The sequence below is a fragment of the Nitrincola schmidtii genome (assembly GCF_008973715.1).
In the GTDB taxonomy this organism is placed as follows: Bacteria; Pseudomonadota; Gammaproteobacteria; order Pseudomonadales; family Balneatricaceae; genus Nitrincola; species Nitrincola schmidtii.
In genome coordinates this window covers 128,130-153,650 of the sequence record NZ_WBOL01000003.1, presented here as the reverse complement: position 1 = coordinate 153,650, position 25,521 = coordinate 128,130, and the positions used below count along the sequence as shown (strand labels likewise).

At 44.3% G+C, this 25,521-nt stretch carries 22 protein-coding genes; 7 read left to right on the top strand and 15 right to left on the bottom strand.

What is annotated here, in order from left to right; translation table 11 throughout:
• Positions 1–24 precede the first annotated feature (24 nt).
• The 3 genes from F7R24_RS03975 to hemP form a co-directional block, all read right to left on the bottom strand.
• Entirely contained in the window at positions 25–1,167 is a 1,143-nt protein-coding gene (locus F7R24_RS03975) for an MFS transporter (RefSeq protein WP_338087086.1), read from the bottom strand.
• Between the two features lie 193 nt (positions 1,168–1,360).
• Positions 1,361–3,571 (bottom strand): TonB-dependent receptor domain-containing protein, encoded by a 2,211-nt coding sequence (locus F7R24_RS03970; protein ID WP_151669955.1) that lies wholly within the window; start codon positions 3,569–3,571, stop codon positions 1,361–1,363.
• A gap of 120 nt (positions 3,572–3,691) precedes the next feature.
• Positions 3,692–3,886 carry a hemin uptake protein HemP gene (gene hemP / locus F7R24_RS03965; RefSeq protein ID WP_151669954.1) on the bottom strand — a complete coding sequence of 65 codons (195 nt, stop codon included), beginning with the start codon at positions 3,884–3,886 and terminating at the stop codon, positions 3,692–3,694.
• Between the two features lie 270 nt (positions 3,887–4,156).
• On the opposite strand from hemP, the gene bfr (F7R24_RS03960) reads away from it, so the two are divergent.
• Together bfr (F7R24_RS03960) and bfr (F7R24_RS03955) are read left to right on the top strand one after the other, a co-directional pair.
• Positions 4,157–4,621, top strand: a complete 465-nt coding sequence (gene bfr, locus F7R24_RS03960) for a bacterioferritin (RefSeq protein ID WP_151669953.1) — start codon at positions 4,157–4,159, stop codon at positions 4,619–4,621.
• Between the two features lie 12 nt (positions 4,622–4,633).
• The gene (bfr, locus tag F7R24_RS03955) at positions 4,634–5,101 is read left to right on the top strand and encodes a bacterioferritin (protein WP_151669952.1); all 468 of its coding nucleotides are present in this window, start codon (positions 4,634–4,636) and stop codon (positions 5,099–5,101) included.
• Between the two features lie 244 nt (positions 5,102–5,345).
• On the opposite strand, the gene F7R24_RS03950 is transcribed toward bfr (F7R24_RS03955), so the two are convergent.
• Positions 5,346–5,546 carry a (2Fe-2S)-binding protein gene (locus F7R24_RS03950; protein ID WP_151669951.1) on the bottom strand — a complete coding sequence of 67 codons (201 nt, stop codon included), beginning with the start codon at positions 5,544–5,546 and terminating at the stop codon, positions 5,346–5,348.
• A 209-nt stretch (positions 5,547–5,755) separates the two neighbouring features.
• Here F7R24_RS03950 and F7R24_RS03945 point away from each other — a divergent pair, with 209 nt between their 5' ends.
• On the top strand, positions 5,756–6,022 hold the full coding sequence (locus tag F7R24_RS03945) for a sigma-70 family RNA polymerase sigma factor (protein ID WP_151669950.1): 267 nt from the start codon (positions 5,756–5,758) through the stop codon (positions 6,020–6,022).
• Positions 6,023–6,058: 36 nt separating this feature from the next.
• Here the strand turns inward: F7R24_RS03945 and mgtE are convergent, their stop codons facing one another.
• The 4 genes from mgtE to F7R24_RS03925 all read right to left on the bottom strand — a co-directional run bounded on the left by mgtE (position 6,059) and on the right by F7R24_RS03925 (position 11,680).
• The gene (gene mgtE, locus F7R24_RS03940; RefSeq protein ID WP_151669949.1) at positions 6,059–7,417 is read right to left on the bottom strand and encodes a magnesium transporter; all 1,359 of its coding nucleotides are present in this window, start codon (positions 7,415–7,417) and stop codon (positions 6,059–6,061) included.
• 78 nt (positions 7,418–7,495) lie between these two features.
• Positions 7,496–8,890, bottom strand: a complete 1,395-nt coding sequence (gene cysS / locus F7R24_RS03935; RefSeq protein WP_206057467.1) for a cysteine--tRNA ligase — start codon at positions 8,888–8,890, stop codon at positions 7,496–7,498.
• A gap of 95 nt (positions 8,891–8,985) precedes the next feature.
• Complete coding sequence (locus F7R24_RS03930; protein WP_151669947.1) at positions 8,986–9,993, bottom strand: hypothetical protein; 1,008 nt, start codon at positions 9,991–9,993, stop codon at positions 8,986–8,988.
• A 7-nt stretch (positions 9,994–10,000) separates the two neighbouring features.
• Positions 10,001–11,680 (bottom strand): glutamine--tRNA ligase/YqeY domain fusion protein, encoded by a 1,680-nt coding sequence (locus F7R24_RS03925; protein ID WP_151669946.1) that lies wholly within the window; start codon positions 11,678–11,680, stop codon positions 10,001–10,003.
• A 194-nt stretch (positions 11,681–11,874) separates the two neighbouring features.
• Here F7R24_RS03925 and F7R24_RS03920 point away from each other — a divergent pair, with 194 nt between their 5' ends.
• From F7R24_RS03920 to F7R24_RS03910, 3 genes are read left to right on the top strand one after another with little or no spacing between them, the layout of a single operon-like run.
• Positions 11,875–13,119 carry a TIGR03862 family flavoprotein gene (locus tag F7R24_RS03920; RefSeq protein WP_151669945.1) on the top strand — a complete coding sequence of 415 codons (1,245 nt, stop codon included), beginning with the start codon at positions 11,875–11,877 and terminating at the stop codon, positions 13,117–13,119.
• Between the two features lie 53 nt (positions 13,120–13,172).
• Positions 13,173–13,688, top strand: coding sequence for a peptidylprolyl isomerase (locus tag F7R24_RS03915; RefSeq protein WP_151669944.1), 516 nt, complete (start codon positions 13,173–13,175; stop codon positions 13,686–13,688).
• A gap of 8 nt (positions 13,689–13,696) precedes the next feature.
• The gene (locus tag F7R24_RS03910) at positions 13,697–14,422 is read left to right on the top strand and encodes a UDP-2,3-diacylglucosamine diphosphatase (RefSeq protein ID WP_151669943.1); all 726 of its coding nucleotides are present in this window, start codon (positions 13,697–13,699) and stop codon (positions 14,420–14,422) included.
• An 8-nt stretch (positions 14,423–14,430) separates the two neighbouring features.
• Here the strand turns inward: F7R24_RS03910 and F7R24_RS03905 are convergent, their stop codons facing one another.
• The 7 genes from F7R24_RS03905 to rluC all read right to left on the bottom strand — a co-directional run bounded on the left by F7R24_RS03905 (position 14,431) and on the right by rluC (position 21,876).
• Positions 14,431–15,054 (bottom strand): MiaE family protein, encoded by a 624-nt coding sequence (locus F7R24_RS03905; protein WP_151670058.1) that lies wholly within the window; start codon positions 15,052–15,054, stop codon positions 14,431–14,433.
• Positions 15,055–15,272: 218 nt separating this feature from the next.
• On the bottom strand, positions 15,273–16,763 hold the full coding sequence (locus tag F7R24_RS03900; protein WP_151669942.1) for a tripartite tricarboxylate transporter permease: 1,491 nt from the start codon (positions 16,761–16,763) through the stop codon (positions 15,273–15,275).
• Between the two features lie 52 nt (positions 16,764–16,815).
• Positions 16,816–17,313 carry a tripartite tricarboxylate transporter TctB family protein gene (locus F7R24_RS03895; RefSeq protein ID WP_151669941.1) on the bottom strand — a complete coding sequence of 166 codons (498 nt, stop codon included), beginning with the start codon at positions 17,311–17,313 and terminating at the stop codon, positions 16,816–16,818.
• A 76-nt stretch (positions 17,314–17,389) separates the two neighbouring features.
• Complete coding sequence (locus F7R24_RS03890) at positions 17,390–18,388, bottom strand: Bug family tripartite tricarboxylate transporter substrate binding protein (RefSeq protein ID WP_240775976.1); 999 nt, start codon at positions 18,386–18,388, stop codon at positions 17,390–17,392.
• Between the two features lie 143 nt (positions 18,389–18,531).
• Positions 18,532–19,218, bottom strand: a complete 687-nt coding sequence (locus tag F7R24_RS03885; RefSeq protein WP_151669939.1) for a response regulator — start codon at positions 19,216–19,218, stop codon at positions 18,532–18,534.
• Between the two features lie 12 nt (positions 19,219–19,230).
• On the bottom strand, positions 19,231–20,835 hold the full coding sequence (locus tag F7R24_RS03880; protein ID WP_151669938.1) for an ATP-binding protein: 1,605 nt from the start codon (positions 20,833–20,835) through the stop codon (positions 19,231–19,233).
• Between the two features lie 51 nt (positions 20,836–20,886).
• Positions 20,887–21,876 carry a 23S rRNA pseudouridine(955/2504/2580) synthase RluC gene (gene rluC / locus F7R24_RS03875; protein WP_151669937.1) on the bottom strand — a complete coding sequence of 330 codons (990 nt, stop codon included), beginning with the start codon at positions 21,874–21,876 and terminating at the stop codon, positions 20,887–20,889.
• Between the two features lie 463 nt (positions 21,877–22,339).
• Here rluC and rne point away from each other — a divergent pair, with 463 nt between their 5' ends.
• Positions 22,340–25,414, top strand: coding sequence for a ribonuclease E (gene rne / locus F7R24_RS03870; RefSeq protein WP_240775975.1), 3,075 nt, complete (start codon positions 22,340–22,342; stop codon positions 25,412–25,414).
• The last annotated feature ends 107 nt before the right edge of the window (positions 25,415–25,521 follow it).

Here is a 25,521-nt window from a genome sequence, read left to right as displayed (position 1 = left end):
TCAATATTTACATATATTTACATATCAATCTTGGTGTGATGCTTTCATTTTTCGAAGCGCCCACAGACCTATAACGGGTCCAGGCAATAGCCATAAGACCACCCAAGGCCCCATGTCGTTCCAAAGCAGACTGGTAATCCAGATGGATGGAATGGTCAGTGCAAATCCAATGGCATTCATCATCGCCAGTGAAGAGCCTAAACTGTCTGCGGGCGCATTCAGCGCAGCAAGAGCTGAAAACTGAGGTGAATCAGCAATCACTGCGATACCCCATATCATCAGAAGAACAAACATCAATATAGGTGAAAGACCTGATAAAAATGGGTAGAGCAAACAGATAAATCCAGATACATATAAAGCTGTTTTAGCAACAAGAAGACTACCTATCGACTTACTTAAGACGCCTCCCAAAATACAACCTAACGCACCTAATCCGATGATTAAAAACGAGACTATCGAGACTAAGTCTAACGATAGATTCAACCTTGATATTTCTCGACTCACCAATAATGGCACGAGCATCCAAAAAGCATACAGCTCCCAGCAATGACCAAAATAACCACTAGCAACTGCTCTAAAGTTTGGCAATCTAAGCGCCAAGAAGCCCTTACCCAAATTCATTTTACTTGGCTGTTTAGGTAGGTGATCTCCTGTGCCCAGCACCAAAACTACAACACCACCCAATACCGCAAAAACAGAGGCAGCTGTAATTGACCACTGCCAGGGCATTCCTAAGGTTATTCCTCTTAACAAGTGAGGCATCGAAGTTCCCAGTGTTAACATACCTACCAACCAGGCTAAAGCGGCACCTGCATATTTAGGTGTCCATGAGATAACTAACTTCATCCCCAAAGGATAAATACCTGCAAGGCAAACACCTGTTAAGAAGCGTACTAACATATCGAGGGCTAATGTTGCCTGCGTCAAAGTCATTAATAAATTAACACCCGCACCGATGAAGCACGCGATAGCGAAGATTTCACTGGCTTTAAATCTATCGGCCAATCCACTGATTGCTAAAAGTAATGTCCCTAAAATAAAGCCAAACTGAACTGATAATGTTAAATACCCAAGGTAGGAATCATTAAGGTCATACATGCTAGCGTAGGATAACCAAACACCGTTTATGCTAAACCATAAAGAAGTACCAAAGAGTTGCGCCAGCACAATCGTCAATAAGGGATGCTTCTGCAGTAAAGTATGAATAACCCTGCTCCTAAACTATATACTTATTAAATTTCAGGTAATTAGCATAGTTCATTGTTTGCAAATAGCATACTAAACGATATACATGCAAAAAAACCGCCGAGGTTGAATTCGGCGGTTAAATATCGATGAAGAGGATTTTACGTGTTGCTTATTAGAAGTTGTATACTGCTGAAAGCCAAAGCCGTCTGCCTTCCTCAATAATACCGGTGGTCGCGGCTAAGGAATGAAAGTAACTGTTACCGAAACCATCACCGTTTACTCCACCTGAATCATTGTAGGTATTGTAACGAACCGCATCACCAATAAAATCTTTATCGAATAGATTATATATGGATGCAGAGAATGTAAGATTTGAACTAGCTTTGTAAGAACCACCCAAATGAAATACTGTGTAATCACTCAGTCTAGCACCTAAGGTGTCATATATGGACTGACTGGTTGAATAGCTTCCATCAGCATTGGCTAAATTCTCATAACTAGATGTAAATCGCTCTCTCTTGCCACGATACTCTCCCTTAAACCATAGGTTTAAATCAGAGTTTACACGCCAGTCCAAAGTTGCATTCGCCATGTGTTTAGGCGTTAGCGTCAGCGGACGACCAGAATTATCACCGCTTTTTTGTTCGGTATCTGTATAGGTGTAATTTAAGCTCAATGACCAATTATCGACGATGGGAAGACGGGCTGCCAGTTCAAGACCTTGAGTGACTGCTTCATCAATATTAACGCTTTGAGAATAAGTGCCATCAGGGATGCGAGGATTACCTGAAATAGTAATAGGATCTCCATTAGCAATCTTATTACTAAAATTGTTATGAAAAATGGTAGCGTTGGCGTTCACACCTGACTGGTTGTCGAAATACAAACCCAACTCCGTGCTCGTTACCGTTTCCGGTTTTAGATTCGGATTACCGATGGTCAAGACTTCACCTTGTCTCGTAGCACCATTGATTCCAGCATGTAGATCATTAAGCGAGGGGGTTTTGTAACCTCTAGACATACCACCTTTAGCGGTCCATTGATCCGAGACGGACCAAACCAGATACCCTCTTGGACTCAAATGACCACCAAATTGATCATGATGATCATAGCGACCCCCCAAGGTTAAGGCTAAATCATCTCTCAGAAACCATTCATCTTCCGCAAACAACGCCCAAGATTTTTGCTCAAACTTTTGATCAGCTATGCCATCTTGCAGACTGGCATCGATATACTGCCCACCGACAGTAATCATGTGCTGATCACCGACAGGTGTAAAAAACTTAGTATCAAAAACAACATCTTTATTGATAAGATCACGTGGATTCCCACCAACTACCGAGGGAAGGTTTTTGTAAGCTTGTCCAATTGTTCCTGGAATAGTTCGACCAAGGGTTTCTGTCTCATTTACCATAAGGCTCGACTCAAGCGTCCCGACGGCAAATCTACCTGTATGTGAGAGTGTTAACCGATCTCTGTTAAACTTTAACTCTTTCTCATAACCATTCGCCGTATTGAGTGCTGGAAGCGTGCAAGTGCGGTCTAATCCATCTAAAGATCCCAGCTGACATTTGTCGTTATTATAGGTTTGTCTCGCCTGATCAAAATCCAACGAGACATCATGATGGTCGTTCGGCGTTAAGGTCAATCTAATCCCTGCTGTCGTGTTTTCAGCACCAACTGGAGACGGTCCTCTTTGACTGATCACGGTTCCATCATTGAAGGTTAAGTTGGCATCTTTTCTTTCAAACCAGCTTCCACGAACCGCCAAACCCAAACGATCTTCGATCAAAGGTCCCGAAGCGTAAAGATTCATCCGATGACTATCGCCTGCATCTCTATTTTCCTGATAGGTCGTATCTGCTGAAATTGATCCACTCCACTCTTGAGCCACTTTTCGCGTAATAATATTTATCACACCACCCATGGCATCAGAGCCGTAAAGAGTGGACATCGGCCCACGAATGACTTCTATTCTTTCAATAGCTGACACAGGCGGCAAAAAGCTAGTCGAGGTTTCACCAAACCCATTAGGAGTGATATTCCCTGACGTATTTTGCCTGCGACCATCAATCATCACTAAAGTATATTCAGAAGGCATCCCTCTCATGCTGATGTTTATGCCGCCCGTTTTACCCGTTCCTTGACCAACATCGATCCCCTCGACATCACTTAGAGCTTCAGCTAAGTTTGAAAAACGCTTTCGCTCCAGCTCTTCGCGTGTCACAACAGATATACTGGCAGGCGCATCGGTAATTTTCTGCTCAAAACCAGATGCACTAACAACGAGGTCATCAAGACGAATAGAAGCATCATTAGCGCTGGCAATTGATGCTGTGGATACAATTGCAACAGCTAATAATTTAAATCGAAAAGGGTTCATTACCACTCCAAATGATTCTTAACAAGGACAGTTAGAATTACATTGGCTGGCTGGCAGGTTTAAAGCTGGCTGGCTTAACGCTTTTTGATGAGATTTGGTTTAACGCTAGGGTTAAGAGGATTATTTGGTCAGTATCAACTTACCGTTTTTCGTCCTTGTTAAGCGATAGATCTCATTTTCATGAACTATCTCTAGACGTCCTCTGTCAGATAACAGCACGTCACTTGAAATACGAGAAGCGTTCAACTCCCCACCAATGAGCGGGGCAGAAAGTTCCTGCTCTACGTCTTTAAAGCTGTTTGATTGACTGTTCATATTAACTCCTTAAACCTAACGAGAATCATTATCATTATTACTATTTATTAAGTCAATAAAAATTTTATTTAACTGATTAGATTGACTATGAAGCTTTCTAGAGCCTAGATTTAGGTCAAGCATTAAACGTTTTTCTGAGCTTTTAACCACTTATATTTGCTTAATCTAAATAGATGACTATAATAGTCAACTATTATAAGTTACTGATTTTATTATTTATTAATAAGCATAAACTGAATCATTATCATTTGAATTACTAGGGTGCCAAATATGAAAGGCGAGAAAACCATCATCCAGCAACTCAACAAAGTGCTAACCTACGAACTTACCTCTATCAATCAGTTTTTTCTCCATGCACGCATGTTCGGCAACTGGGGATTTAACGAATTGAACGAGAAAGCCTACAAGAAATCGATCAAAGATATGAAACAGGCTGACAAACTGATCGAACGTATCCTAATGCTGGAAGGATTACCTAACCTTCAACAATTGGACCGTCTACGCATCGGTGAAACACCTGTTGAAATGCTTAGCGCTGATCTAGGTTTTGTTATGGATCAACTCCCCCTCCTCCGCCAAGCCATTGCTGAATGTGAAAAACTTCAGGATTATGTCAGCAGAGAACTGCTTGAAGAGCTCCTGGAAGATGAGGAAAACTACATCGATTGGCTGGAAACTCAGCATCAGTTGATCGAAAACCTAGGCACTGAAAATTATTTACAGTCACAGATTTAAAGGAGAACACAGATGAAAGGCAATGCAGATATCATCGCGAAAATGAATGAAATCCTCGGCAGTGAACTCGCTGCAATGGATCAATATTTTGTGCACTCCAAAATGTATGAAGATTGGGGTCTAGGCAAGCTTCACGAGCGGATCGCTCATGAGTTTGACGATGAAAAAGGTCATGCAAGCTTATTGATCGACCGCATTCTAATGCTGGAAGGCACTCCCGACCTCTCTACTCGCGGCCCTGTGCATATTGGCAAGACAGTTCCTGAAATGCTGCAGTTTGATCTCAATTTGGAATATGAAGTCGGCAATCAGCTTAAACAAGCAATTGCATTATGCGAGTCGAAACAGGACTACCAAACGCGAGACATGTTACAAGTTTTGCTAAAGGATACGGAAGAAGATCATGCACATTGGCTGGAACAGCAATTAGGCTTAATCGAAAAAATTGGACTGCAGAACTACCTACAGTCGCAGATGTAATGATCAAAAAAATGTTCAACTTTTTAGTTTAATGCGATTGCAAATGATAATTCTTTGCATTAACATGAAGCTTCATTGACAGGTTGAACTTGTGCCCCGGCACTACAGTTCATGTGCTCTCAGCACGTTAGGCCGTAACCCAGACCCCTGAGTTACGGCTTTTTTTTATGTACAGGATGTACGGTAAATACAAAAAACCGCAGTACTAGAAGCAGTGCGGTTTCTATAACTGTTAAGGTAGTTTTTAAGCAGCAGCGTCTGTACAAGCATCTAATAACAATTGATCCTGACGTGACCTTACAACACTTCTTGCAACACTCACGCATTTGCCACAACAGGCACCTACTTGAAGCGCTTTATTAAGATCACGAACACTCTGAGCCCCTTCATCGATCGCTTGATGAATATCTCGCTCAGTTACACCATTACAGATACAGACATACATGGCTTAATCTCCGCTAATCACTTAATCTAAATGATAACGCTTATCATAAATATTTCAACTGTTTTTTGGTCTACCTACTCCCTTTTACAAGATCCTCTCATTGCTAAGACTTCTGCACTGGTAAGTATTAAAAAACCCAATAATCGCTATTGATAATTATTATTATTCGTATTATCTTGAGATCAATACGCACTCTATAGGAGATTCGCATGAACTCAAAAACAATCGACTTATCTGACTATCTGTCTGTGCATCACGAGGAGTTAAAAGCTTATCTATCGGGTTTATTTGGGTCGACTAGGTTTGCTGAAGAGATTACTCAAGATTTACTTTTCTACTTGTGGAATACACCCGTCGTGATTCACGAGGGAAACCCCATGGGTCAACTGCTTTGCATGGCAAACCGATTGGGGCAATACAGAAAACGGCAACCTACTAATAAATATAAGACCCGTAAAATGAGGGCAACCTACTGAGTGAAGTACTCGGTAGGTTATAGCTGAAGCAACACCTCACTTTAAAATGATTAATGTTGCGAGTCCAAGAAAGGATAAGAAACCAGCAACGTCGGTAACGGTTGTTAAGATAACAGCACCCGATAGTGCAGGATCTATCTTCATCTTCTTAAGCATTAAAGGGATAGCAATACCCGCAAGGTTGGCAATCGTCATATTGATAAGTATGGCGATGGCAATGACAATCGAGATTTGAACGTTACCAAACCACAGGTGAGAGATGATACCTACTACCAGTGCCCAAATCACACCGTTCGTAAGGCCTACCCACAACTCTTTGTTGAACAACCAGATTTTATTGTTACCCGCAATTTGCCCTAGCGCCAAGCCTCGGATGACAACCGTCAAAGTCTGACTACCGGCAATCCCCCCCATGCTTGCAACGACAGGCATTAAAACGGCCAACGCTACCACTTGTTCTAGTACCGCTTCAAACTGACCGATAACAGCTGCCGCCAAAAACGCGGTTGCCAAGTTAATGCCTAGCCACACTCCCCTACTTTTAGCACTTTGAAGGATGGGTGAGAACAGTTCTTCCTCATCACTGACACCAGACATATGCTTAAGGGTTAGATCTGAATCATCCTGCGTAATCTCCAGAATGTCGGCAATATTTAACTGACCTACAAGAACCCCATCCGCATTGATCACTGGGGCAAAGTATAATTCGCGTGATCTAAGAATCGATGCCGCTTCGTTGATCTTCATGGTGTCATTTAAGGTAAACGGATTATACATGTGCTCATCAACAAGAGAGTCTTGATTCTGCTTAACAAGATCAATCAATGTTATGGTACCCATTAAATGCTTATCTTTATCGGTCACCATAATTTCTTGTGATTCGTCATCCAGAAGCCTATGAATACGGACGAAACGTTGAACCGCTTCCAACGTCACACCCTGCTTCACGTTGACCGTTTCAGGGTCCATGTATCGACCGACGGTATCTTCATCATAAGCTTGAAGAACCTCTACCTGAGAACGAATAATCTCATCAAGAGAATCATAAACGCCCGCTTTAAGCTCTTCATCAACGACATCTAAAACTTCCGCAACTTCCTGTGCATCTAGGCCTTTAACAATTTCAGTAACATCTGAGATGCTAAGATCAGCCAGATACTCTTCGCGAATGTCTTCTGCGACTTCCGCTAGCACTTCACCAACCAGACTTTCTGGAACGGCTGTCCAAATTTGGCGACGCAAATTGGCTGGGAAGGATTCCAGTAAACGAGCAACATCCGGCGCTTCCTGCTCAGATAATGCTTCACAAAGACTGACATGATCTTCTGCTTCAATTAATCGCTGAAGATATACGAGTCTTTCTTCTGTTGAAGCAAATTGCAGTTCTTCGTGCATAGAATCTCTCTTACTTACATCAACCTATGACCAACATGGTTTAGAGCATATTATCTATTTATTATTAATTATTTATGATCATATTGCTTCACGATACCAAGTCGTACCATCGCGACTATCTTTAAGAATTACACCTTGATCCAGCAGTGACTGACGAATACGGTCTGCTTCAGCATAGTCCTTATTGGCCTTTGCCGCTGCTCGTTTAGTAATCCACGCTTCAATCTCTTCACCTGTGATCTGCCCTTCTTGATCATCACCGCGAAGGAACTGATCAGGATTTTGTTGTAACAATCCGAGAATACCGGCTAGACGTTTTAATTCGCCGGCCAAATGCGGCAACTCAGGTGCTTTAGCATGCTTAGCGACATTCAGCTCATTAACCAACTCGAACAATACCGCTAAGGCTTTGGGTGTATTGAAGTCATCCTCCATCGCTTCACAGAAACGTTGTTCATAACTATCATTGACACCTTGAGGGCTTTCTTCAACGGTGATCCCTTGCAATGCTTGATAGAAACGCTCTAATGCAGAACGTGCTTCAGTCAAACTTGAGTTGGAATAATCAATATAACTACGATAATGCGCACTGGTTAGAAAATAGCGAACCACTTCAGGGTTATGTACTTTCAGCACATCACGAATGGTAAAGAAGTTATTCAGTGACTTGGACATCTTTTCTTGATTTACGCGAACCGGCCCTGCGTGCATCCAATAATTGGCATAGGTGCAACTATTCGCCGCTTCCGACTGAGCGATCTCGTTTTCATGATGAGGGAAAGGCAGATCGGGACCGCCACCATGAATGTCTAAGGTCTTGCCGATGCAGCATCGAGACATAGCTGAACATTCTATGTGCCAACCAGGACGTCCTTCACCCCAAGGAGATTTCCAGCTCACCTCACCGGGTTTTGCCGCTTTCCATAACACAAAATCGAGCGGGCTCTCTTTTACTTCATCTACCTCAACACGCGCACCAGAGCGGAGTTCATCAATCTGCTGGCCACTTAATTTGCCATAACCTTCGAACTTTTCAACACGGTAATAGATATCACCGTTGGATGCCAAGTAAGCGAAGCCTTTGTCGATCAAGTCTTGAATGAACAGGATAATGTTATCCATATGCCCGGTGACTCGTGGCTCTTCATCAGGGCGAAGCACGGATAAAGCCGTTTCATCTTCATGCATTGCAGCGATCATGCGTTCAGTCAACTGGTCCACTGATTCGCCATTTTCAGCGGCTCGACGAATAATCTTGTCATCTACATCGGTGATGTTACGCACATAATTAACATCCCAACCACGCCACCGAAGGTATCGAGTGATAACATCAAATGAAACCATGACGCGAGCATGACCTATATGACAGTAGTCATAAACCGTGACACCACAGACATACATGCCGATTTTGCCGGCCTGTAGGGGTTGAAAAGGCTGTTTAGCTCGCGTCAAGGTGTTATAAATCTGCAACATAGTTGTCAACTCTAGTCATTTTGGAAAATATACAAAATATTAAATGTTATATTGTAACAATAAAGCAATAGGATTCACGATTTAAACCGGACTCCTTACTCAGTAAGACTAATGCGACCTAACCAAGCTCTACCCAATACACTGGACTCTCTTGTGACCAGTAGATCTCCTTGGTGCCACAAAATCGCCTCCCACTGACCCACTGGACTGATTGCATGATAGCTGGCCTCATTCCAGTTAGGTGCATTCTGCTCAACCGGCACTAACCAAATAAATGCCGATACATTTAAGAACCCTAAACGATAGCCTATTAAGGCTAAACGCTGAGTGACAGGATCGTAATCTGCACCGGTGATCAAGCCCCCTACCGGAAATTGATCGCTACTGACCAGTTGCTGAACAGGCGCCTGCTTATTTATTCGGTAAAGGCGCGTATGCTGATCCTGCCAATTCTTGGTGAACAGCCACAACTCATTATTCACAACTGTCAGTGCTTCACAGTCATTATTGTGTGCGTGTCGATTTCGCTCTGGACGGGTATCCGCTAGTCGAATATTAAGCCGTTCACTGGGAACAACGCCTTGGTCTCTAGCTTGATCAAGATCGTGCAACTCGACTTTATAAATCTGCATCCATATGCGATCGCCCAGGTTATTTCCGCAGTCAGCAATAAACAGAGTACTATCATCCTGCGCTAAGGCTTCCCAATCTTCATTCACAGAGTTTAATGGATGCACTCGACGACGCACCGCATCACCACTTTCAGTCAACTCGAATAATGTTGCATCGTGTCCACTGTCATTATGCGTCCATAATCGTCCTTGACGCATGGCTAAACCAGAAGACTCAACAACCTCTGCAGGAAGATTCGCTAATCGCTCTACCCTTAAACGTTCTGGTAGTTCAGGGTATTGCTGACGCTCGACCTCATCAAATACGTCAAGATCCACATCATTCTGTAGGGATGTGTCGATATCTTGATCAATGCTTGACTCAACGTCGTCACCATCGCTGACTTGACTGCTAATCGGCGGCTTTACCTGTGTTTCAGCACAACTCGATAAAAGCAGCAAGCATGCGAATAACAATGCCCTTCCCTGCATACTAGGTTTAACCCTGCTGTATTTTTGCCCAAGAATCTCTTAGGGTCACGGTTCGGTTAAACACTAGGTTATCCGATGTTGAGTTTTGATCAACACAGAAGTACCCCATACGCTCAAACTGGAAGTTCTGCTCGGGTTTAACCTCAGCCAAGCTGGGTTCAGCACGACAACCCGTCAGTACAACCAAGGACTCGGGATTGATAAAATCCAAGAAAGAACGCGATTTATCACTTTCAGGATTGGCTTCAGTAAAGAGGCGATCATATAGACGCACTTCACAAGGTACCGAGTGATCAGCATTGACCCAATGGATTACACCATTCGCCTTATAACCTTCCGGATTGACGCCTTTTGTTGCTGGATCATAGGTGCATTTCAGCTCAATGATGTCTCCAGCGTCATTCTTGATGACTTCTTCACAGCGAATGACATAAGCACCACGCAGACGAACCGCTTCTCCTGCAGCCAAACGTTTCCACTTACGCGGAGCAACTTCTTCAAAGTCTTCTTGTTCAATTAGCAGATTACGCCCAAAGCTAACGCGACGATGACCCATCGATTCATCTTTAGGATGTGCGGCAAGTTCAAACCACTCCTCTTCGCCTTCTGCAAAGTTAGTAATGGTGACTTTTAAGGGACGTGTAACACACATTGCACGTGGCGCATTGGCATCCAGATCATCACGGATCGCAGATTCCAGCATTGCCATATCGACGATGCCATTTGAGCGAGTTACACCGATCATATCGCAGAAATTGCGAATAGATGCCGGTGTATAACCACGTCTTCTTAAACCAGAAATGGTCGGCATACGTGGATCATTCCAACCCTCGACATGTTTCTCATCGACCAACTGCTTCAGCTTGCGCTTACTGGTGATGGTGTAGTTTAAATTTAACCGTGCAAACTCATATTGTTTTGGTTGAGAAGGTACAGGTAAATTATTGATTAACCAATCATATAGTGGACGATGATCTTCAAACTCTAAGGTGCAGATTGAATGCGTAATCTGCTCAATGGCATCCGATTGACCATGCGCAAAATCGTAAGAAGGATAGATTTTCCACTGATCGCCTGACTGGTGATGATGTGCGTGGCGAATACGATAAATCACCGGATCACGCATGTTAATATTCGGTGAAGCCATATCGATTTTGACACGTAGAACACAACTGCCTTCAGGACGTGTTCCATCCTTCATCTGTTCGAATAACGCCAAGTTTTCGTCAACGCTGCGATCACGATAAGGGCTATTTTTACCTGGCTCCGTCAAAGTACCACGATACTCGCGCATCTGCTCAGCGTTCAGATCATCAACATAGGCCTTACCCTCTTTAATCAGGTAAACCGCCCAATCATGCAATTGCTGGAAATAATCAGAGGTATAGCGAATATCACCGGCCCATTGAAAACCCAACCAGCGAACATCGCTGATGATAGAGTCGATATATTCCTGACTCTCTTTTTCAGGGTTGGTATCGTCGAAACGTAAATGACATTGACCGCCGTACTTGATCGCTGTGCCAAAGTTTAAACAGATGGACTTGGCATGTCCTATGTGAAGATAACCATTTGGTTCGGGCGGAAAGCGCGTGATGACCTGACCACCATGCACATTCTTTTCGATGTCCTGTTCAATAATCTGGTGTATAAAATTAGTGGGCTTTACGCTGTCTTGCTTGGTCATAGTGTCAACTTTGTTTGGCTAATATTAAATAAGGCTGATGAAAGCTTGCCTTGACAGTAACCGACTATTATAAACCGACTCATTCATTGAACGCACGGATCTTACCGAGAGTTTCACATTTTTCAGCCTTTTATCGGCGTGTGTTAAGCTTGGCAACTTAAGATTCATAATTAGATGTTGAGAAATACCCTAACATGCCCACAACACATTTCAGCGGCACCCTAATTATAGGCGCAGGTCCCAGTGGATTGATGGCGGCAGATATTTTGTCTAAAGCTGGCGTTGCCGTGCGTATTTATGAGGCGATGCCAACACCTGGGCGCAAGTTTTTGATGGCAGGTCGTGGTGGCTTAAATATTACTCACTCGGAAGCACTGGATGCTTTCGTGCAACGTTATGGCGATCACTCATCTTTATTAAAGCCTTTATTAAATCGCTTTGGCCCTAACGATATTATTAATTGGATGGATGAACTTGAACAGCCAAGCTTTATTGGTAGCTCAGGCAGGGTCTTTCCAAAAGTAATGAAAGCCGCTCCCCTTCTTCGCGCTTGGTTAACGCGCTTGAATCAACAGGGTGTTGAACTCTTAACACGGCATCGCTGGGTTGATTGGGATGACCAAGGCGGCTTTCACATTGAATCACCAGAGGGACCTCAGATAATCACCGCCGATCAAATCATTCTGGCAACCGGTGGTGGTAGTTGGAAAAAACTCGGTTCTGATGGCCAATGGGTAAACCTTCTTCAGCGACAGGGTATACAGATCAATCCCTTGGTCGCCTCTAACTGCGGATTTACCTGCGAATGGAGTAACGTACTTCGCAAGCAGCATGCAGGCACTCCCATTAAGGGTGCCGTCCTTAAAAGCCAACATTCAGAGAAAAAAGGCGATCTAATCCTCACTCATTATGGTTTAGAGGGAGGTCTTATTTATGCCTTTTCTGCTGAAATCCGACATGCGCTAAGTTTAAATCAATCCGCCAAGTTAACGCTTGACCTGATGCCAGACATCGAACTTGCGCAGTTAATCAAGCGAATTGAAAAGCCCAGAGGCCGTAATTCGTTTAGCAACCACCTTAGAAAAGCTGGAATCGCTTCTGTGAAAGCAGCCTTAGTTCGCGAATCTTATCCTGAGATTGTCAACGATGATCCATTCGCATGGGCAGAAGCTCTAAAAAACTGCCCCATTACACTGACAGGCATGCGCCCGATAGATGAAGCGATCAGTACCGCAGGTGGGGTACCCTTCAGTGAGCTTAATAACGATTTTAGACTTAAAAAGAAACCCACTGTTTTCTGCGCAGGTGAAATGATTGACTGGGACGCACCGACCGGTGGCTACCTGTTAACAGCCTGTTTTTCCATCGGCGTACATATCGCTGAAGCGATCATTAGCAGCAATTCGGAAAAATCGAAGATGCACTCAAGCAAGACTTGAGTATAATAGCGGTTTTTATAATACCTACTAAAACCATCCATAGGATCAAATGAATGATTATTCTGCATACAAATCACGGCGATATCACCATTGAACTGAACCATGAAAAAGCACCCAAAACTGCTGCTAATTTTGAAGCTTACGTCAAAGAAGGTTTCTATGATGGCGTTATTTTTCATCGTGTCATTGACGGCTTCATGATTCAAGGCGGTGGATTTGAGCCTGGTATGACGCAGAAGAAAACCCGTGAAAGTATTGAAAATGAAGCGGATAACGGCTTAAAAAATGAAGCTGGTACTTTGGCTATGGCACGCACCATGGACCCTCACTCCGCTTCTGCTCAGTTTTTCATCAACGTTTCAGACAATAGCTTCCTGAACCACACTGCAAAAACATCTCAGGGTTGGGGTTATGCCGTCTTTGGCAAGGTAGTTAATGGTATGGACGTGGTTAACAAAATCAAAGGTGTCAAAACCACCTCTCGCGCCGGTCACCAAGATGTTCCTGCGGAAGATGTCATCATTGAATCAGCAGAAATCGTTGAATCGGCTGAAAAAGCTGCTGAATAAGCAAACCTATGTCGCTGTTGCTGATTTCTGATCTTCATTTGCAACCGACACGCCCTGACATCATGTCGGGGCTAACCCGCTTACTGAATAACCTACCTCAGGGTTGTCGTCAGCTCTATATATTGGGTGATCTTTTTGAATACTGGATCGGCGACGACGCTCCTTTACCCGGGACAGACCTATTAGCCGATCAGCTTTATCAATTACATCGGCAGGGATTGCAGATTTTTTTTCAAGCCGGTAATCGAGACTTTTTGGTTGGCAATGCTTGGCTACAAAAAGCAGGCGCTCAACTTCTACCCGAAGCGTTTAAACTTCGCTTTCCAGATGGTGTTTTAACCCTGCTCATGCACGGTGATCAGCTTTGCACCGATGATATTGAATACCAAGCTTTTCGAAAAACAGTGCGTGATCCCTTATGGAAACAGGCTTTCTTGAGCAAAACCATTCAAGAACGCATCGCCATCGCGGAAAACTTGCGAGCCGAAAGCCAAATGCGAGGCGCAGAAAAAAATCAAGAAATCATGGATGTTAATCAGCAGACTTTAGAACACGTGATGGACAAAGCATCTGTAACCCGACTCATTCATGGACATACTCACCGCCCAGCTCGACACCAGCTCACTATCAACAATAAACCAGCTGAAAGAATAGTCTTAGGTGATTGGGATAAGAAGGGATGGTATATTCACGCCACCCCAGAAGGAACCGAACTGATTAGCGTTGAACTTTAACCCTTTCGTTAACTAGCAACAGCTTCGACCGGAACCCCGCTGTGGAATCGAAACTCTTCGTCAGGAAGCTCAATCAATTCACGCTCTGCCTCGCGAAATAACGCAATACGATCATCAATCGGACCGCCTGCATACTCCTGTGCTAAAAACAGATAATCCTGATAGTGTCGCGCTTCAGACTTTAATAATGAGCGATAAAACTTTGCCAAAGGCTCATCTAAAAAAGGCGCTAACTTAGCAAAACGCTCACAAGATCGCGCTTCAATTAAAGCACCAATAATTAAGGTATCAATCAATCGACCTGGTTCAGATGTACGCACATGCTTGCGCATACCACCAGCATAACGTGACGACGTTAAATGTCCATATTCCATACCGCGATCCTGCATAATCGCCAACACTTGCTCAAAATGGATCAACTCTTCTCGAGCCAAACGCGACATTTTATTCAGAAGATCGGGACGATCCACGTAACGAAACATCAATGTCATCGCAGTCGAAGCAGCCTTCTTCTCGCAATGCGCATGATCAGTCAGCAACAAGCTTAGGTTTTCAGGCCTAGTTGCCACGGCAATCCAACTATCGGGAGTTTCACAAGGAAGGAATTGGTGAATTTCATCAAGCGCAGTCATCTTAGTCATATCAATTGCAAAGCTATAAAAACCGTTAAGAAAAAGTGGCTATATTATAACTTTCTAGACTTCTAAGCGCTATGAGTGGTTAATAGTTTGTAGTAACGCTGGACATACTGGCTTTGTGAGACACGCTTTTCGCCTTCCCTGGCCGCTCGACTGACGCCATCCTTGGCGTCAGACGGTCTCACAAACCCAGTACATCCAGCTTTTCCAAGTTATGCTGAACGTGATTTTTGAATCATCTTCTTAACTACTGGTAAACCTAGTGATAGCAAGGCAATCAATAAGAGCACCAAAGAGATAGGCTTATCAATAAAGATCGACCAATCACCCCCTGAGATTTGCAAAGCTCGACGCATGGACTCTTCCATCAGCGCACCAAGGATCAAACCTAAGATCAACGGCGCCGCAGGGAAGCCATTCAAACGCATGACCAAACCGATCAAACCAAAGACGAGGAGCAACACCAAATCGAAGCTACTGAAGTTTAATCCGTAGACACCTACCATGCAGAAGATCAGAATTAGTGATAGCAATAAGGCTCTTGGTGCATCAAGAATTCTGGCGATATAAGGGATCAAGGGAAGATTAAGTACCAACAGGAATATATTACCAACATACATACTGGCAATAACCCCCCAAAACACATCGGGACGCTGCTCGATCATCATCGGACCGGGTGTCACACCCATTACCAATAACGCACCCAATAAAACAGCAGTAGTACCCGAACCCGGAACACCCAAGGTTAACAAAGGAACAAAGGAACCACCACAAGCCGCGTTATTAGCTGACTCTGGCGCAGCAACCCCTTTAATATTACCCTTGCCGAAGGTATCACCATCTTTGGCCAAGCGCTTTTCCATACTGTAGCCCAAGAAAGAGCCAATAGTTGCACCCGCACCTGGAAGAACACCGGTAAAGAAGCCCAAGACAGAGCTTCGCGCTACGGGTGCCGCCATTTCTTTAACTTCAGACATGGATAGTTTTAAGGAACCAATTTCATTACGCTTCTGAACCTTTTTACCGCCACGCAATAGCATGTAAAACACTTCAGCCAGCGCAAAAATACCCAAAGCAACAACTAGAAAGTTGATACCATCCAGCATCTCGATACTGCCAAAAGTATATCGCTCAGTACCCGTCTGAAGATCCATACCCACAATCGAAATCATCATGCCTACAATGGCTGCAATCAGTCCTTTAACCAAAGACTTATCAGATAAACTAACCACCGCAGTTAATCCCAAAACCATCAACGCAAAGTATTCAGCAGGACCAAAACTGACTGCAACTTTTGACAATAAAGGCGCAATGAACATTAAGCCAATAATAGAGATGGTTCCACCCACAAACGATGCATAGGCAGCAATTGCTAACGCCTTACCCGCCATCCCTTTTTGTGCCATGGGATAGCCATCAAAAGAAGTCGCTACTGTCCCAGCAACACCGGGAGCATTCAGCAAGATAGATGAGGTTGACCCACCAAATATAGCGCCATAGTAGACCCCTGCCATTAAGATCAATCCGGTAGCAGGGTTAAGATTGAAGGTAATTGGGATCATCAATGCCAATGCACTCATCGGTCCTAACCCAGGCAACATACCGATTATTGTGCCTGCAAAAACACCGATGAATACATACATCAAGTTGATAGGATCCAGTGCAATACTGAATCCATACATCAGGTTATTTAAAGCTTCCATAGGGAAAACCTTCTTATTATTAAGTATTCGAACAGATAGATAACTATAAGACTTAAAAAGGGATAATCCCTTGAGGGAGATAGATTCCCAACACCTTACTCAGCAACAAATATAATGACAACACGATGCTACCTACGGTTACAAAATTCACGACATGATTGCGATAACCAAACCAATAGGCTAGACCGACCCCTAATATGATAGAGGCGGCCAAGAAACCTAGTGGTTTTATCAAGAATGCATAGGCAAGGACACCAACAGATGCTCCTAATACCTGCATCTTTGGATTCATAATGCCCGTTTGAGGTAAATCATCTGCAACATCTGCTTCTTTAGATGTCTTATCTTCCGCGACATTAGCGGGTACTTTTTCAAGAAAAAGAAACACCGATAAGATTAAGAGACAAAGACCCAGCATTTTAGGAAAAGCATCTGAATCAACAGGACGAGGAATAGGAAAAACAGGTATTTGAAATGCCATCCACAAATAACCCAGTGAAGAGACAAACAGAATAACAGCGAGGAGTTGATTGATATTAAGTCGTAGCATATTAGGATCATCCGGATGAAAAATTGGAAAGAACGCTGATGGAAATAAAGCTCCATCAGCGCCGAATAGACCTAAATCAATTACGCAACAGACCTAGCTCACCTAAAACTGCACGGAACTGTTCTAACTGACCATCCAAGAAGGCACCAAACTCTTCACTGTTTTGATAAGCATCCAACCAGCCTAGGCGCTCAGTCGCTTCTTTCCAATCATCGGTTTCCATCATGCGAGCAAACAGATCTTCGTAGTAGCGTAACGCTTCTTCAGGAATATCCTTGGGAGCCATCACACCACGCCAGATATCAAAGGTATAGTCTACGCCTTGCTCTTTATAAGTAGGCACATCCAGACCGGGAATACGCTCTGGTGAAGACACACCTAATGCGCGCAAATCACCACCTTGCAGTTGCGCCACAGCTTCACCGGCACCGGTAATAACCGCTTCAACGTGACCACCTAATAAACTGGTCATCGCCTCACCACCACCGGAAAAAGCAATATAGTTAACTGACGCTGCATTTAAACCTGCTGCCGCTGCTGCGCCCGCAATAGAGATATGATCCATTGAACCAGCTGCAGAGCCACCACCCACACTCAAACGAGGGTTTTCGCCAATTGCAGCAAACAGATCATTAATATCTTGATAGGGTGAGTCATTCGCTACTAGTACGATTGAATAATCCGTAATTAACCGTGCCACAGGGGTAAAATCGGTGTGATTAAAGCGAGAAGTGCCTGCTAACGGCACGAGAATGATTGGAGGACTAGTAGCAAAAAGTTTGTGATCGTTACGGTTATCGCGGGCAATTTGCGCCCAAGCAACCGCACCACCGCCGCCTGGAACGTTGATTGCTGCAAAGTTAACTTCTGCGAGGTTTTCAGTACGAATAACATTTGCTGCTGTTCTTACCAAGGTATCCCAACCACCACCTGGGTTAGCCGGCGCGATAAACTCGACTGCTTTTGAGGGTTTCCAATCACTAGCAACGGATTGCGCAGCCATACCAGCGGTCAAGGTTAAGGCCGCTCCGATCAATGCGAGGGACTTGAGAGGTGTACTCAGATTCACTTTCATAACAAACTCCATGGTTTTTATCTTTCTTTTAGTTTGTATTGAATCTAATCAGTAGGTTCTACTCACACAAGCTTATGGTCATTTTTTGAAAAAAGCCTATAAACTCCATTTTGTTCATTTTGTTCACAGCCTAACGCAAAGCATCATTGTTTTGCACGATAGCGACGCTCAGGTCTTCCTACTTCTCCATAATCTAACTCAGCCTGAACCTCCCCATTCGCAACCATGTGCTCGAGATATCGACGCGCTGTGGATCGACTGACTCCCGTATATTGCGCTAAGGATGATGCGGTTTGAGGAACATTAAACATACCTAGACCCTCTCGTATGCGACCTAAGGTTAACGGATCTATACCTTTAGGAAGCTTTACATCTCCACTATCAACTCCTTTATTTCGAATAAGTGCTTTATCTAGCTGTCCTTGCTCCAATTCATTATGCTGAGACAAGAACATTTTTTCATGCTGAAAACGTTGCAACATCTGTGACATACGGGAACTTTCAATGGGCTTAATAAGGTAATCAAATACTCCTCCCCTAAGCGCCTCTTGAATCGTTTCAACTTCACGAGCTGCGGTGAGCATAACGATATCAATAGAACGATATCGACGACGTATTTCCCAGAGCAACTCAAGTCCATTGACATCAGGAATGTAAGCATCTAACAAAACCAAATCGGGTAATGTTGATTGGCTATCTAAAAACGATAAGCTATCAGCCGCGTTATGACAAATAGCAGCGACTGAAAAACCATCTGATTGCTCAATAAACTGACGATTGATATCTGCAACGCGAAAGTCATCTTCAATGATCAACACTTGATATGTCATCTTAGGTTTCCTTTATAGGCTATTGCAGATTAAGGATTTTTCTAAAGTAACCACAAAACAAGCGCCACCCAATTCACCCTCTTCTAAATATAAGTTTCCTGAATACATCGTGGCATAACGCTCAATCAAAGCAAGACCAATGCCTTGATGATTACCCTCTTTAGTGGAGTAACCTTGCTGAGTAATGACAGCCAGCTCGTCAGGCTGCAAACCCAAACCAGAGTCCTCAACTTCAATCAGCACTTGGTCTCCAAGATCGGTGAAAAAGACTCGCACTCGAGCAGCTACACTCTCTCTTTCTATTGCTGCATCAAAAGCATTATCAATCAAATTACTCATCACTTTCATCAGAACATCTTGTCCTTGCTGATTCAAATCTATCTCTAAAGAACTATTATTATCTAATTCAAATTGAACACACTTTTGCCTAGCTGTATTCATTTTAGCGAGTAACATAGCCCCTAAAACCGGATTTTTTAGATGTTGCAATACAAAACGCACTTCATCCTGTTCAGCTCGACCCTCTTGATGAATCATCGCTAAGGCCTCATCAATTTGATTTAGCTGAAGCAAACCAGAAATAGTATAAAGACGATTGGAAAACTCATGGGCCTGCTCACGAAGCAAATCTGCATCTGCACTGACTTTTTTTAATGCCGTGTAAAGCTCACGGATCTCTTTTTGACTGCGAAACGTGGAGACAGCACCATCCACACCGCCTTGCGGGTTAAAAATAGGAATACGGTTAACGACAACTGGCACATCACCTACCCAGAGTTCGCGATCATACTGCTTCTCACCTTGAGTCAGCACCTCTTGTAGGCGCGAGTTCGGTACCAGTTGATCAATGGGAGCCCCTAGATATTCTCGATCATCACGAATACCTAAGGTTCGTTTAGCCGATTGATTTAACAGAGTGATGTGACCCTCTTTATTAACTGCAACTATCCCTTCATGTATTGATTGAAGAATCGCCTCCTTCTCATTGACTAATCTAGCTATTTCACGAGGCTCAAGCCCTAAAATGAGACGTTTAAAATGCGCTGATAACCAAACCGCACCTGTCAAACCCATAAACACTGATCCAGCGATCATCAACCAGCCTAGGTATAAATACCTTCCAACATCCTGACTGACTTTTTCCAGCATAAAACCGACCGAAACCACACCGATAATTTCACCCGAAGCGTTTCTGACTGGAGTTTTGCCCCGCATCGCTTCACCCAGAGTTCCTGTCGCCAGAGAGACATAGGATCGACCCTCAATCAACGCAGGATCATTATCGTCGCCTACCATACGACCACCGATTCTTTCAGGTACCGGATGCGAATATCGTATTTCCTCACGATTACCCACAACGACATAAGCGGCACCGGTTTCTTTTCTAACTCTTTCAGCAATGGGTTGAATGATGGCGGCGGGATCAGGATCATCAAATGCGTTAACCAACTCAGGAATGACAGCGACAGTTTTCGCAACACTCAACGCACGCATACCTATTTGCTCACTTAGCAGATCCGCTTTACTGAGATTCAGATACACACCTTGCATACCCAAAATCACTGCCAACAGCGCACCCACTAACACCAATAACTGCGTACGTATACTTAACATCATCCCTACTCGAAGCTCCTTAAAATAAGCGCCTATCTCTTAAGCCTGAACTATTTATTGCTCATTACTAGGTGTGTGCTTGAGCAGAGTATTTATCGCTTGCGACATATCTGCATCATAATCAGCGGTAACTTTAATAGTATCTCCATCAGGTAAGGTGACATGCAATTCTGCTGCATGCAGCATCAGTCGCTTTAACCCTAACTCTCGCATCTGCTGATTACTTTCATCCGTTGCGTATTTGCTATCGCCGATAATAGGATAGCCTGCAAATTGGCTATGTACACGAATTTGATGTGTTCTACCGGTTAACGGGCAGGCTTCAACCAAGGTAGCTAAATCACCAAAACGACGTAATATTTGAAAGTCCGTAATTGAGTCTTTGCCATCAGCATGAACTCTTACAATTCGCTCACCAGAACGTAACTCATCTCTGACCAACGGAGCATTAATACGCTGACGACGATTCGGCCAACGCCCAGCAACAATGGCGTGATAGACTTTACGAATGCGCTTTTCTCTTAACGCTTCGTGCAAAAAGCGCAACATACTGCGTTTTTTTGCCACCATGATGCATCCAGACGTATCTCTGTCTAAACGGTGTACCAACTCTAAAAAACGTGCATCTGGTCGAATCTGCCTTAAGGCCTCTATCAAACCATTATTAATACCACTACCACCATGCACAGCAAGACCTGACGGCTTATTGATAATGATCAATCCATCAGACTCGTACAACACTGCCGCTTCCAAATGCACAGCGAGACTCTTCCCAACTGGAACTGGCTCGTTTTGCTCTGGAACTCTAACGGGTGGAATACGCACCTCATCGCCTTCAATGAGTTTGTAGTCTGGCTTAATGCGTTTTTTGTTCACCCTGATTTCACCTTTACGCAAAATTCGGTAGATAAGGGTTTTGGGAATGCCTTTTAATTCGGTGCGTAAAAAATTATCGATGCGCTGACCTTCTCGATCGGCTGAAATCGTCACAAACCTGACACTCGGTCGATCTTGGCTATCCTGTTGTTTTTTTAACTCTGACATATACTGATTGGGTCCGACTAATTGATGCAATGTGGCTTTACTGTTATATTCTACCGTTGCTGCTAGCCGTTGGCTTTAGCTATTTTCGATTCAAGGCAGTGGGTGATGTTTTTTTGAACTTTACACAACGCCCTTGCCTCAGAAGTTAGCAGCTTAAACAGATTTCTGATGAAATTTACTAACAGAATTTTAAGTAACGCTTTCACCACCTTTGCATAAGCGAGGGTCCGGTTGGAGGTGGAGATGTACGTTAACCCAGAAACTACTTAACCGTAGACACAAGGCATACAGAATAACCACATTGGTTAACGTTTCCTCCACCGTTGATATGTCAGGCAGATGATTTCTGCTAGGTGCTGCTTTCGCCAGTTGCGACAGCCTATCACAAAGACTGGACATCAAGTTCACCCGTTGCGCCAAGCTCGGGGTGCAATGCGTTACGCTTTTGAGAACGCATAACAACATGAAAAGAATGCTAATTAACGCCACTCAGTCTGAAGAGGTGCGTGTCGCGCTTGTCGATGGACAACGTTTGTACGATTTAGACATGGAGTCTGATAGCCGTGAACAAAAGAAAGCCAACATCTATAAGGGTCGTATTACCCGCGTAGAACCCAGTCTTGAAGCTGCTTTTGTTGACTATGGCGCAGAACGCCATGGCTTCCTTCCTTTAAAAGAGATCTCTAGAGAATACTTTCAAAAGTCACCTGAGCGTGGCCAGCGTCCTAGTATTCGTGAAGTGATCAAAGAAGGCACTGAAGTCTTTGTTCAGGTTGATAAAGAAGAGCGTGGCAACAAAGGCGCTGCTCTAACAACCTTTATTAGCCTTGCTGGTCGCTACTTGGTTCTGATGCCAAACAATCCTCGTGCTGGGGGTATTTCCCGTCGCATCGAAGGTGATGATCGCGCACAGCTCAAAGAAGCACTGGCTGGCGTTAATATCCCTGACAACATGGGTGTCATCATTCGTACTGCCGGTATAGGTCGCACCAGTGAAGAGCTTCAGTGGGATTTAGATTACCTTTCTACACTGTGGGAAGCGATCATCGACGTTAATAAACGTCCTGCTCCTTTCTTGGTTTATCAAGAAAGCGGCGTGGTTATTCGCGCTATTCGTGATTACCTGCGTGCGGATATTGGTGAAGTCTTAATTGACAGCCCTGAAGTCTATGAACAAGCGCTGCAGTTTGTTCGCCAAGTCATCCCGACCTTTGAAAGTCGCGTTAAGCTTTATAAAGAAGAAACGCCACTGTTCAACCGCTTCCAGATCGAAAGCCAAATCGAAACCGCTTTTGAGCGTGAAGTACACCTGCCATCCGGTGGTTCGATTGTTATCGATCCAACAGAAGCTTTAGTCTCTATTGATATCAACTCTGCACGAGCCACTCGTGGCGGTGATATTGAAGAAACCGCGCTGAATACCAACCTCGAAGCGGCTGATGAAATCGCTCGTCAATTGCGTTTACGCGACATTGGCGGCTTGATTGTTATCGACTTTATCGACATGACGCCGATCAAAAATCAGCGTGAAGTTGAAAATCGCTTGCGCGATGCGCTTAAAGTAGACCGTGCGCGTGTACAAATGGGTCGTATCTCACGCTTTGGTCTGTTAGAGATGTCGCGTCAACGTTTACGTCCATCCTTAAGCGAGACACGCGGTTCTGTCTGCCCTCGCTGTAATGGCACAGGTGTTATTCGTGATACAGGCTCTTTGGCCTTATCCATTATGCGCCTTATCGAAGAAGAGTCTGCGAAAGACCGGACTTCACAAATTCGTGCCATTTTGCCAGTCAGTGTTGCGACTTTCCTGCTTAATGAAAAGCGTGCTGAAGTGCATGCCATTGAACGCCGCCATGGTGTTCAGGTTGTCATTGTGCCCAATCCCAATATGGAAACACCTCACTATGAAGTGGTTCGTATTCGTGATGACCATACCGTTAGCACAACCGATAACTTAAGCTACACGATCAAACCTGAACCCGCTCAAGCACCAACTGAACCGGCTGCACGCAAGTCAGTGAAGCGTGAAGAAGCCGCTGTGAAAGGCATTTTACCCCCAGAACGCAAGGCTCCCGTTTCTACTGAATCCTCAGCACCTGTGGCTAAAGTTGCATCACCTGTAAGCCAAGCACCATCTGCGCCCTTAGCAGCTCCACTCTCTAGCGGTAGCTCTTTTGCAAGCCGAATGATGGCTTCACTGAAAGTTTTATTCGGCGGAAGTAGTGCTGCAAATACTGCATCAGCTACAGCTCAACCTGAGCCAAGAAGTAACACTCCTGAAACGGATAATCGTCGTCAGAATAATCGCTCATCCAATGGCACAAATGATAAGCGCAGACGCAAACCTCGCGATAACGATAAGCGCACTAAAGAACGCAATCGTGATGATCGTGAAGATGAAGTGATTACCATTGAGCCCGAACAGAACTTGCCACCTATTGGTGACAAAGCTGCTGTGGATGACAATAACAATCGCCCTCGCCGCCGCCGTCGCAATAATGACAAACGTCGTCAGGACAAATCAGAACCTACCGAGTCGACTAATCAAGACCTGGAACTAGATCTTGAACAAACCACCGAGAAGGATATTGATTCTGAAGAGAAGAATGTCAGAGAGCCAAGCCGCAGCCGTCAGCGCGGTCGTCGCCGTCGTGGTAACGAACGTACAGCGGAACGCACAATAGCAGTTAGCGATATCACTACAACGGATGACACAACCACAGATAATCAAGTCACTGATAATGAAGTGGTCGAAACTGCGGTAGCTGTAAAAACAGAACAGCAGGGTGATATTTTTGAATCGTTAGATTCACAAGATAACGCTCAAGTTGATCAGCCGGCGCAGGTTGACGTTGACACTAAACCAGAGGCTGCAGTTGAAGCTGAAGAAACCGTTGAAACCGCAAAAGTAGAATCACAACCTACCTTAGATTTCAACACGCCTTCTGTAACCACTGAAGAGACTGAAACAACAGAAGCCTCTGAAGTTGCAGAAGCGACTCATGAGCCTGAAACTCAAGTCACTGCCGCTGAAGACGTAATCGCTAAAGACATTACGGTTTCTGAAGTCGAACCTATTGTTTCTAAAGAAACTGACACTCTTGAAACCGCCTCCGAAGCGAGTGCTACTGAAGAACAAGCTTCAGTAGCGACAACAGCTTCAGAGACAGAGACAGCTCACGCTGATGAATCGCCAGAAACTACTCCAGTTCAAACTGAAGCAGAACAAAGCGAGACAAAAAACACAACCGAAACGCCAGTTGTAGAAGCACAACCTGAAGCAGAAACCCTGGAAAACTCTGAACCTAAACAGACAGAACAACCCGCCCCTGCTGAAGAAGCTGTCACAGCACCCGTTGCAGAAGCAACACCTGAAACGTCTGTTGAAACACCTACTGAAACGCCGAGCGCTGAACCAAAACGTCGCAGCCGCCGCGCTGCCAACGACCCACGCCTAAAGCGTCAACAGGTGCAGCAACAGATCGATATTCTGGAAACCGAATCGAGCAACACCGAGACGGAAACCAAGTCGGACTAACACTCAGTACAAGGCAGCGTCTATCCGACAACATTGTCAGTTAGACGCTACCAACTAACAGAGTGTTTATTAGTTAATACCTGACTGACCCTCTGCGCCAAGGATGG

What these genes read in the sequence shown, in the direction of transcription:
- F7R24_RS03970 (WP_151669955.1), bottom strand. Translation starts at nt 3,571, where the DNA reads ATGAACCCTTTTCGATTTAAATTATTAGCTGTTGCAATTGTATCCACA.
- hemP (WP_151669954.1), bottom strand. Translation starts at nt 3,886, where the DNA reads ATGAACAGTCAATCAAACAGCTTTAAAGACGTAGAGCAGGAACTTTCT.
- bfr (WP_151669953.1), top strand. Translation starts at nt 4,157, where the DNA reads ATGAAAGGCGAGAAAACCATCATCCAGCAACTCAACAAAGTGCTAACC.
- bfr (WP_151669952.1), top strand. Translation starts at nt 4,634, where the DNA reads ATGAAAGGCAATGCAGATATCATCGCGAAAATGAATGAAATCCTCGGC.
- F7R24_RS03950 (WP_151669951.1), bottom strand. Translation starts at nt 5,546, where the DNA reads ATGTATGTCTGTATCTGTAATGGTGTAACTGAGCGAGATATTCATCAA.
- F7R24_RS03945 (WP_151669950.1), top strand. Translation starts at nt 5,756, where the DNA reads ATGAACTCAAAAACAATCGACTTATCTGACTATCTGTCTGTGCATCAC.
- mgtE (WP_151669949.1), bottom strand. Translation starts at nt 7,417, where the DNA reads ATGCACGAAGAACTGCAATTTGCTTCAACAGAAGAAAGACTCGTATAT.
- cysS (WP_206057467.1), bottom strand. Translation starts at nt 8,890, where the DNA reads ATGTTGCAGATTTATAACACCTTGACGCGAGCTAAACAGCCTTTTCAA.
- F7R24_RS03930 (WP_151669947.1), bottom strand. Translation starts at nt 9,993, where the DNA reads ATGCAGGGAAGGGCATTGTTATTCGCATGCTTGCTGCTTTTATCGAGT.
- F7R24_RS03925 (WP_151669946.1), bottom strand. Translation starts at nt 11,680, where the DNA reads ATGACCAAGCAAGACAGCGTAAAGCCCACTAATTTTATACACCAGATT.
- F7R24_RS03920 (WP_151669945.1), top strand. Translation starts at nt 11,875, where the DNA reads ATGCCCACAACACATTTCAGCGGCACCCTAATTATAGGCGCAGGTCCC.
- F7R24_RS03915 (WP_151669944.1), top strand. Translation starts at nt 13,173, where the DNA reads ATGATTATTCTGCATACAAATCACGGCGATATCACCATTGAACTGAAC.
- F7R24_RS03910 (WP_151669943.1), top strand. Translation starts at nt 13,697, where the DNA reads ATGTCGCTGTTGCTGATTTCTGATCTTCATTTGCAACCGACACGCCCT.
- F7R24_RS03905 (WP_151670058.1), bottom strand. Translation starts at nt 15,054, where the DNA reads ATGACTGCGCTTGATGAAATTCACCAATTCCTTCCTTGTGAAACTCCC.
- F7R24_RS03900 (WP_151669942.1), bottom strand. Translation starts at nt 16,763, where the DNA reads ATGGAAGCTTTAAATAACCTGATGTATGGATTCAGTATTGCACTGGAT.
- F7R24_RS03895 (WP_151669941.1), bottom strand. Translation starts at nt 17,313, where the DNA reads ATGCTACGACTTAATATCAATCAACTCCTCGCTGTTATTCTGTTTGTC.
- F7R24_RS03890 (WP_240775976.1), bottom strand. Translation starts at nt 18,388, where the DNA reads ATGAAAGTGAATCTGAGTACACCTCTCAAGTCCCTCGCATTGATCGGA.
- F7R24_RS03885 (WP_151669939.1), bottom strand. Translation starts at nt 19,218, where the DNA reads ATGACATATCAAGTGTTGATCATTGAAGATGACTTTCGCGTTGCAGAT.
- F7R24_RS03880 (WP_151669938.1), bottom strand. Translation starts at nt 20,835, where the DNA reads ATGATGTTAAGTATACGTACGCAGTTATTGGTGTTAGTGGGTGCGCTG.
- rluC (WP_151669937.1), bottom strand. Translation starts at nt 21,876, where the DNA reads ATGTCAGAGTTAAAAAAACAACAGGATAGCCAAGATCGACCGAGTGTC.
- rne (WP_240775975.1), top strand. Translation starts at nt 22,340, where the DNA reads ATGAAAAGAATGCTAATTAACGCCACTCAGTCTGAAGAGGTGCGTGTC.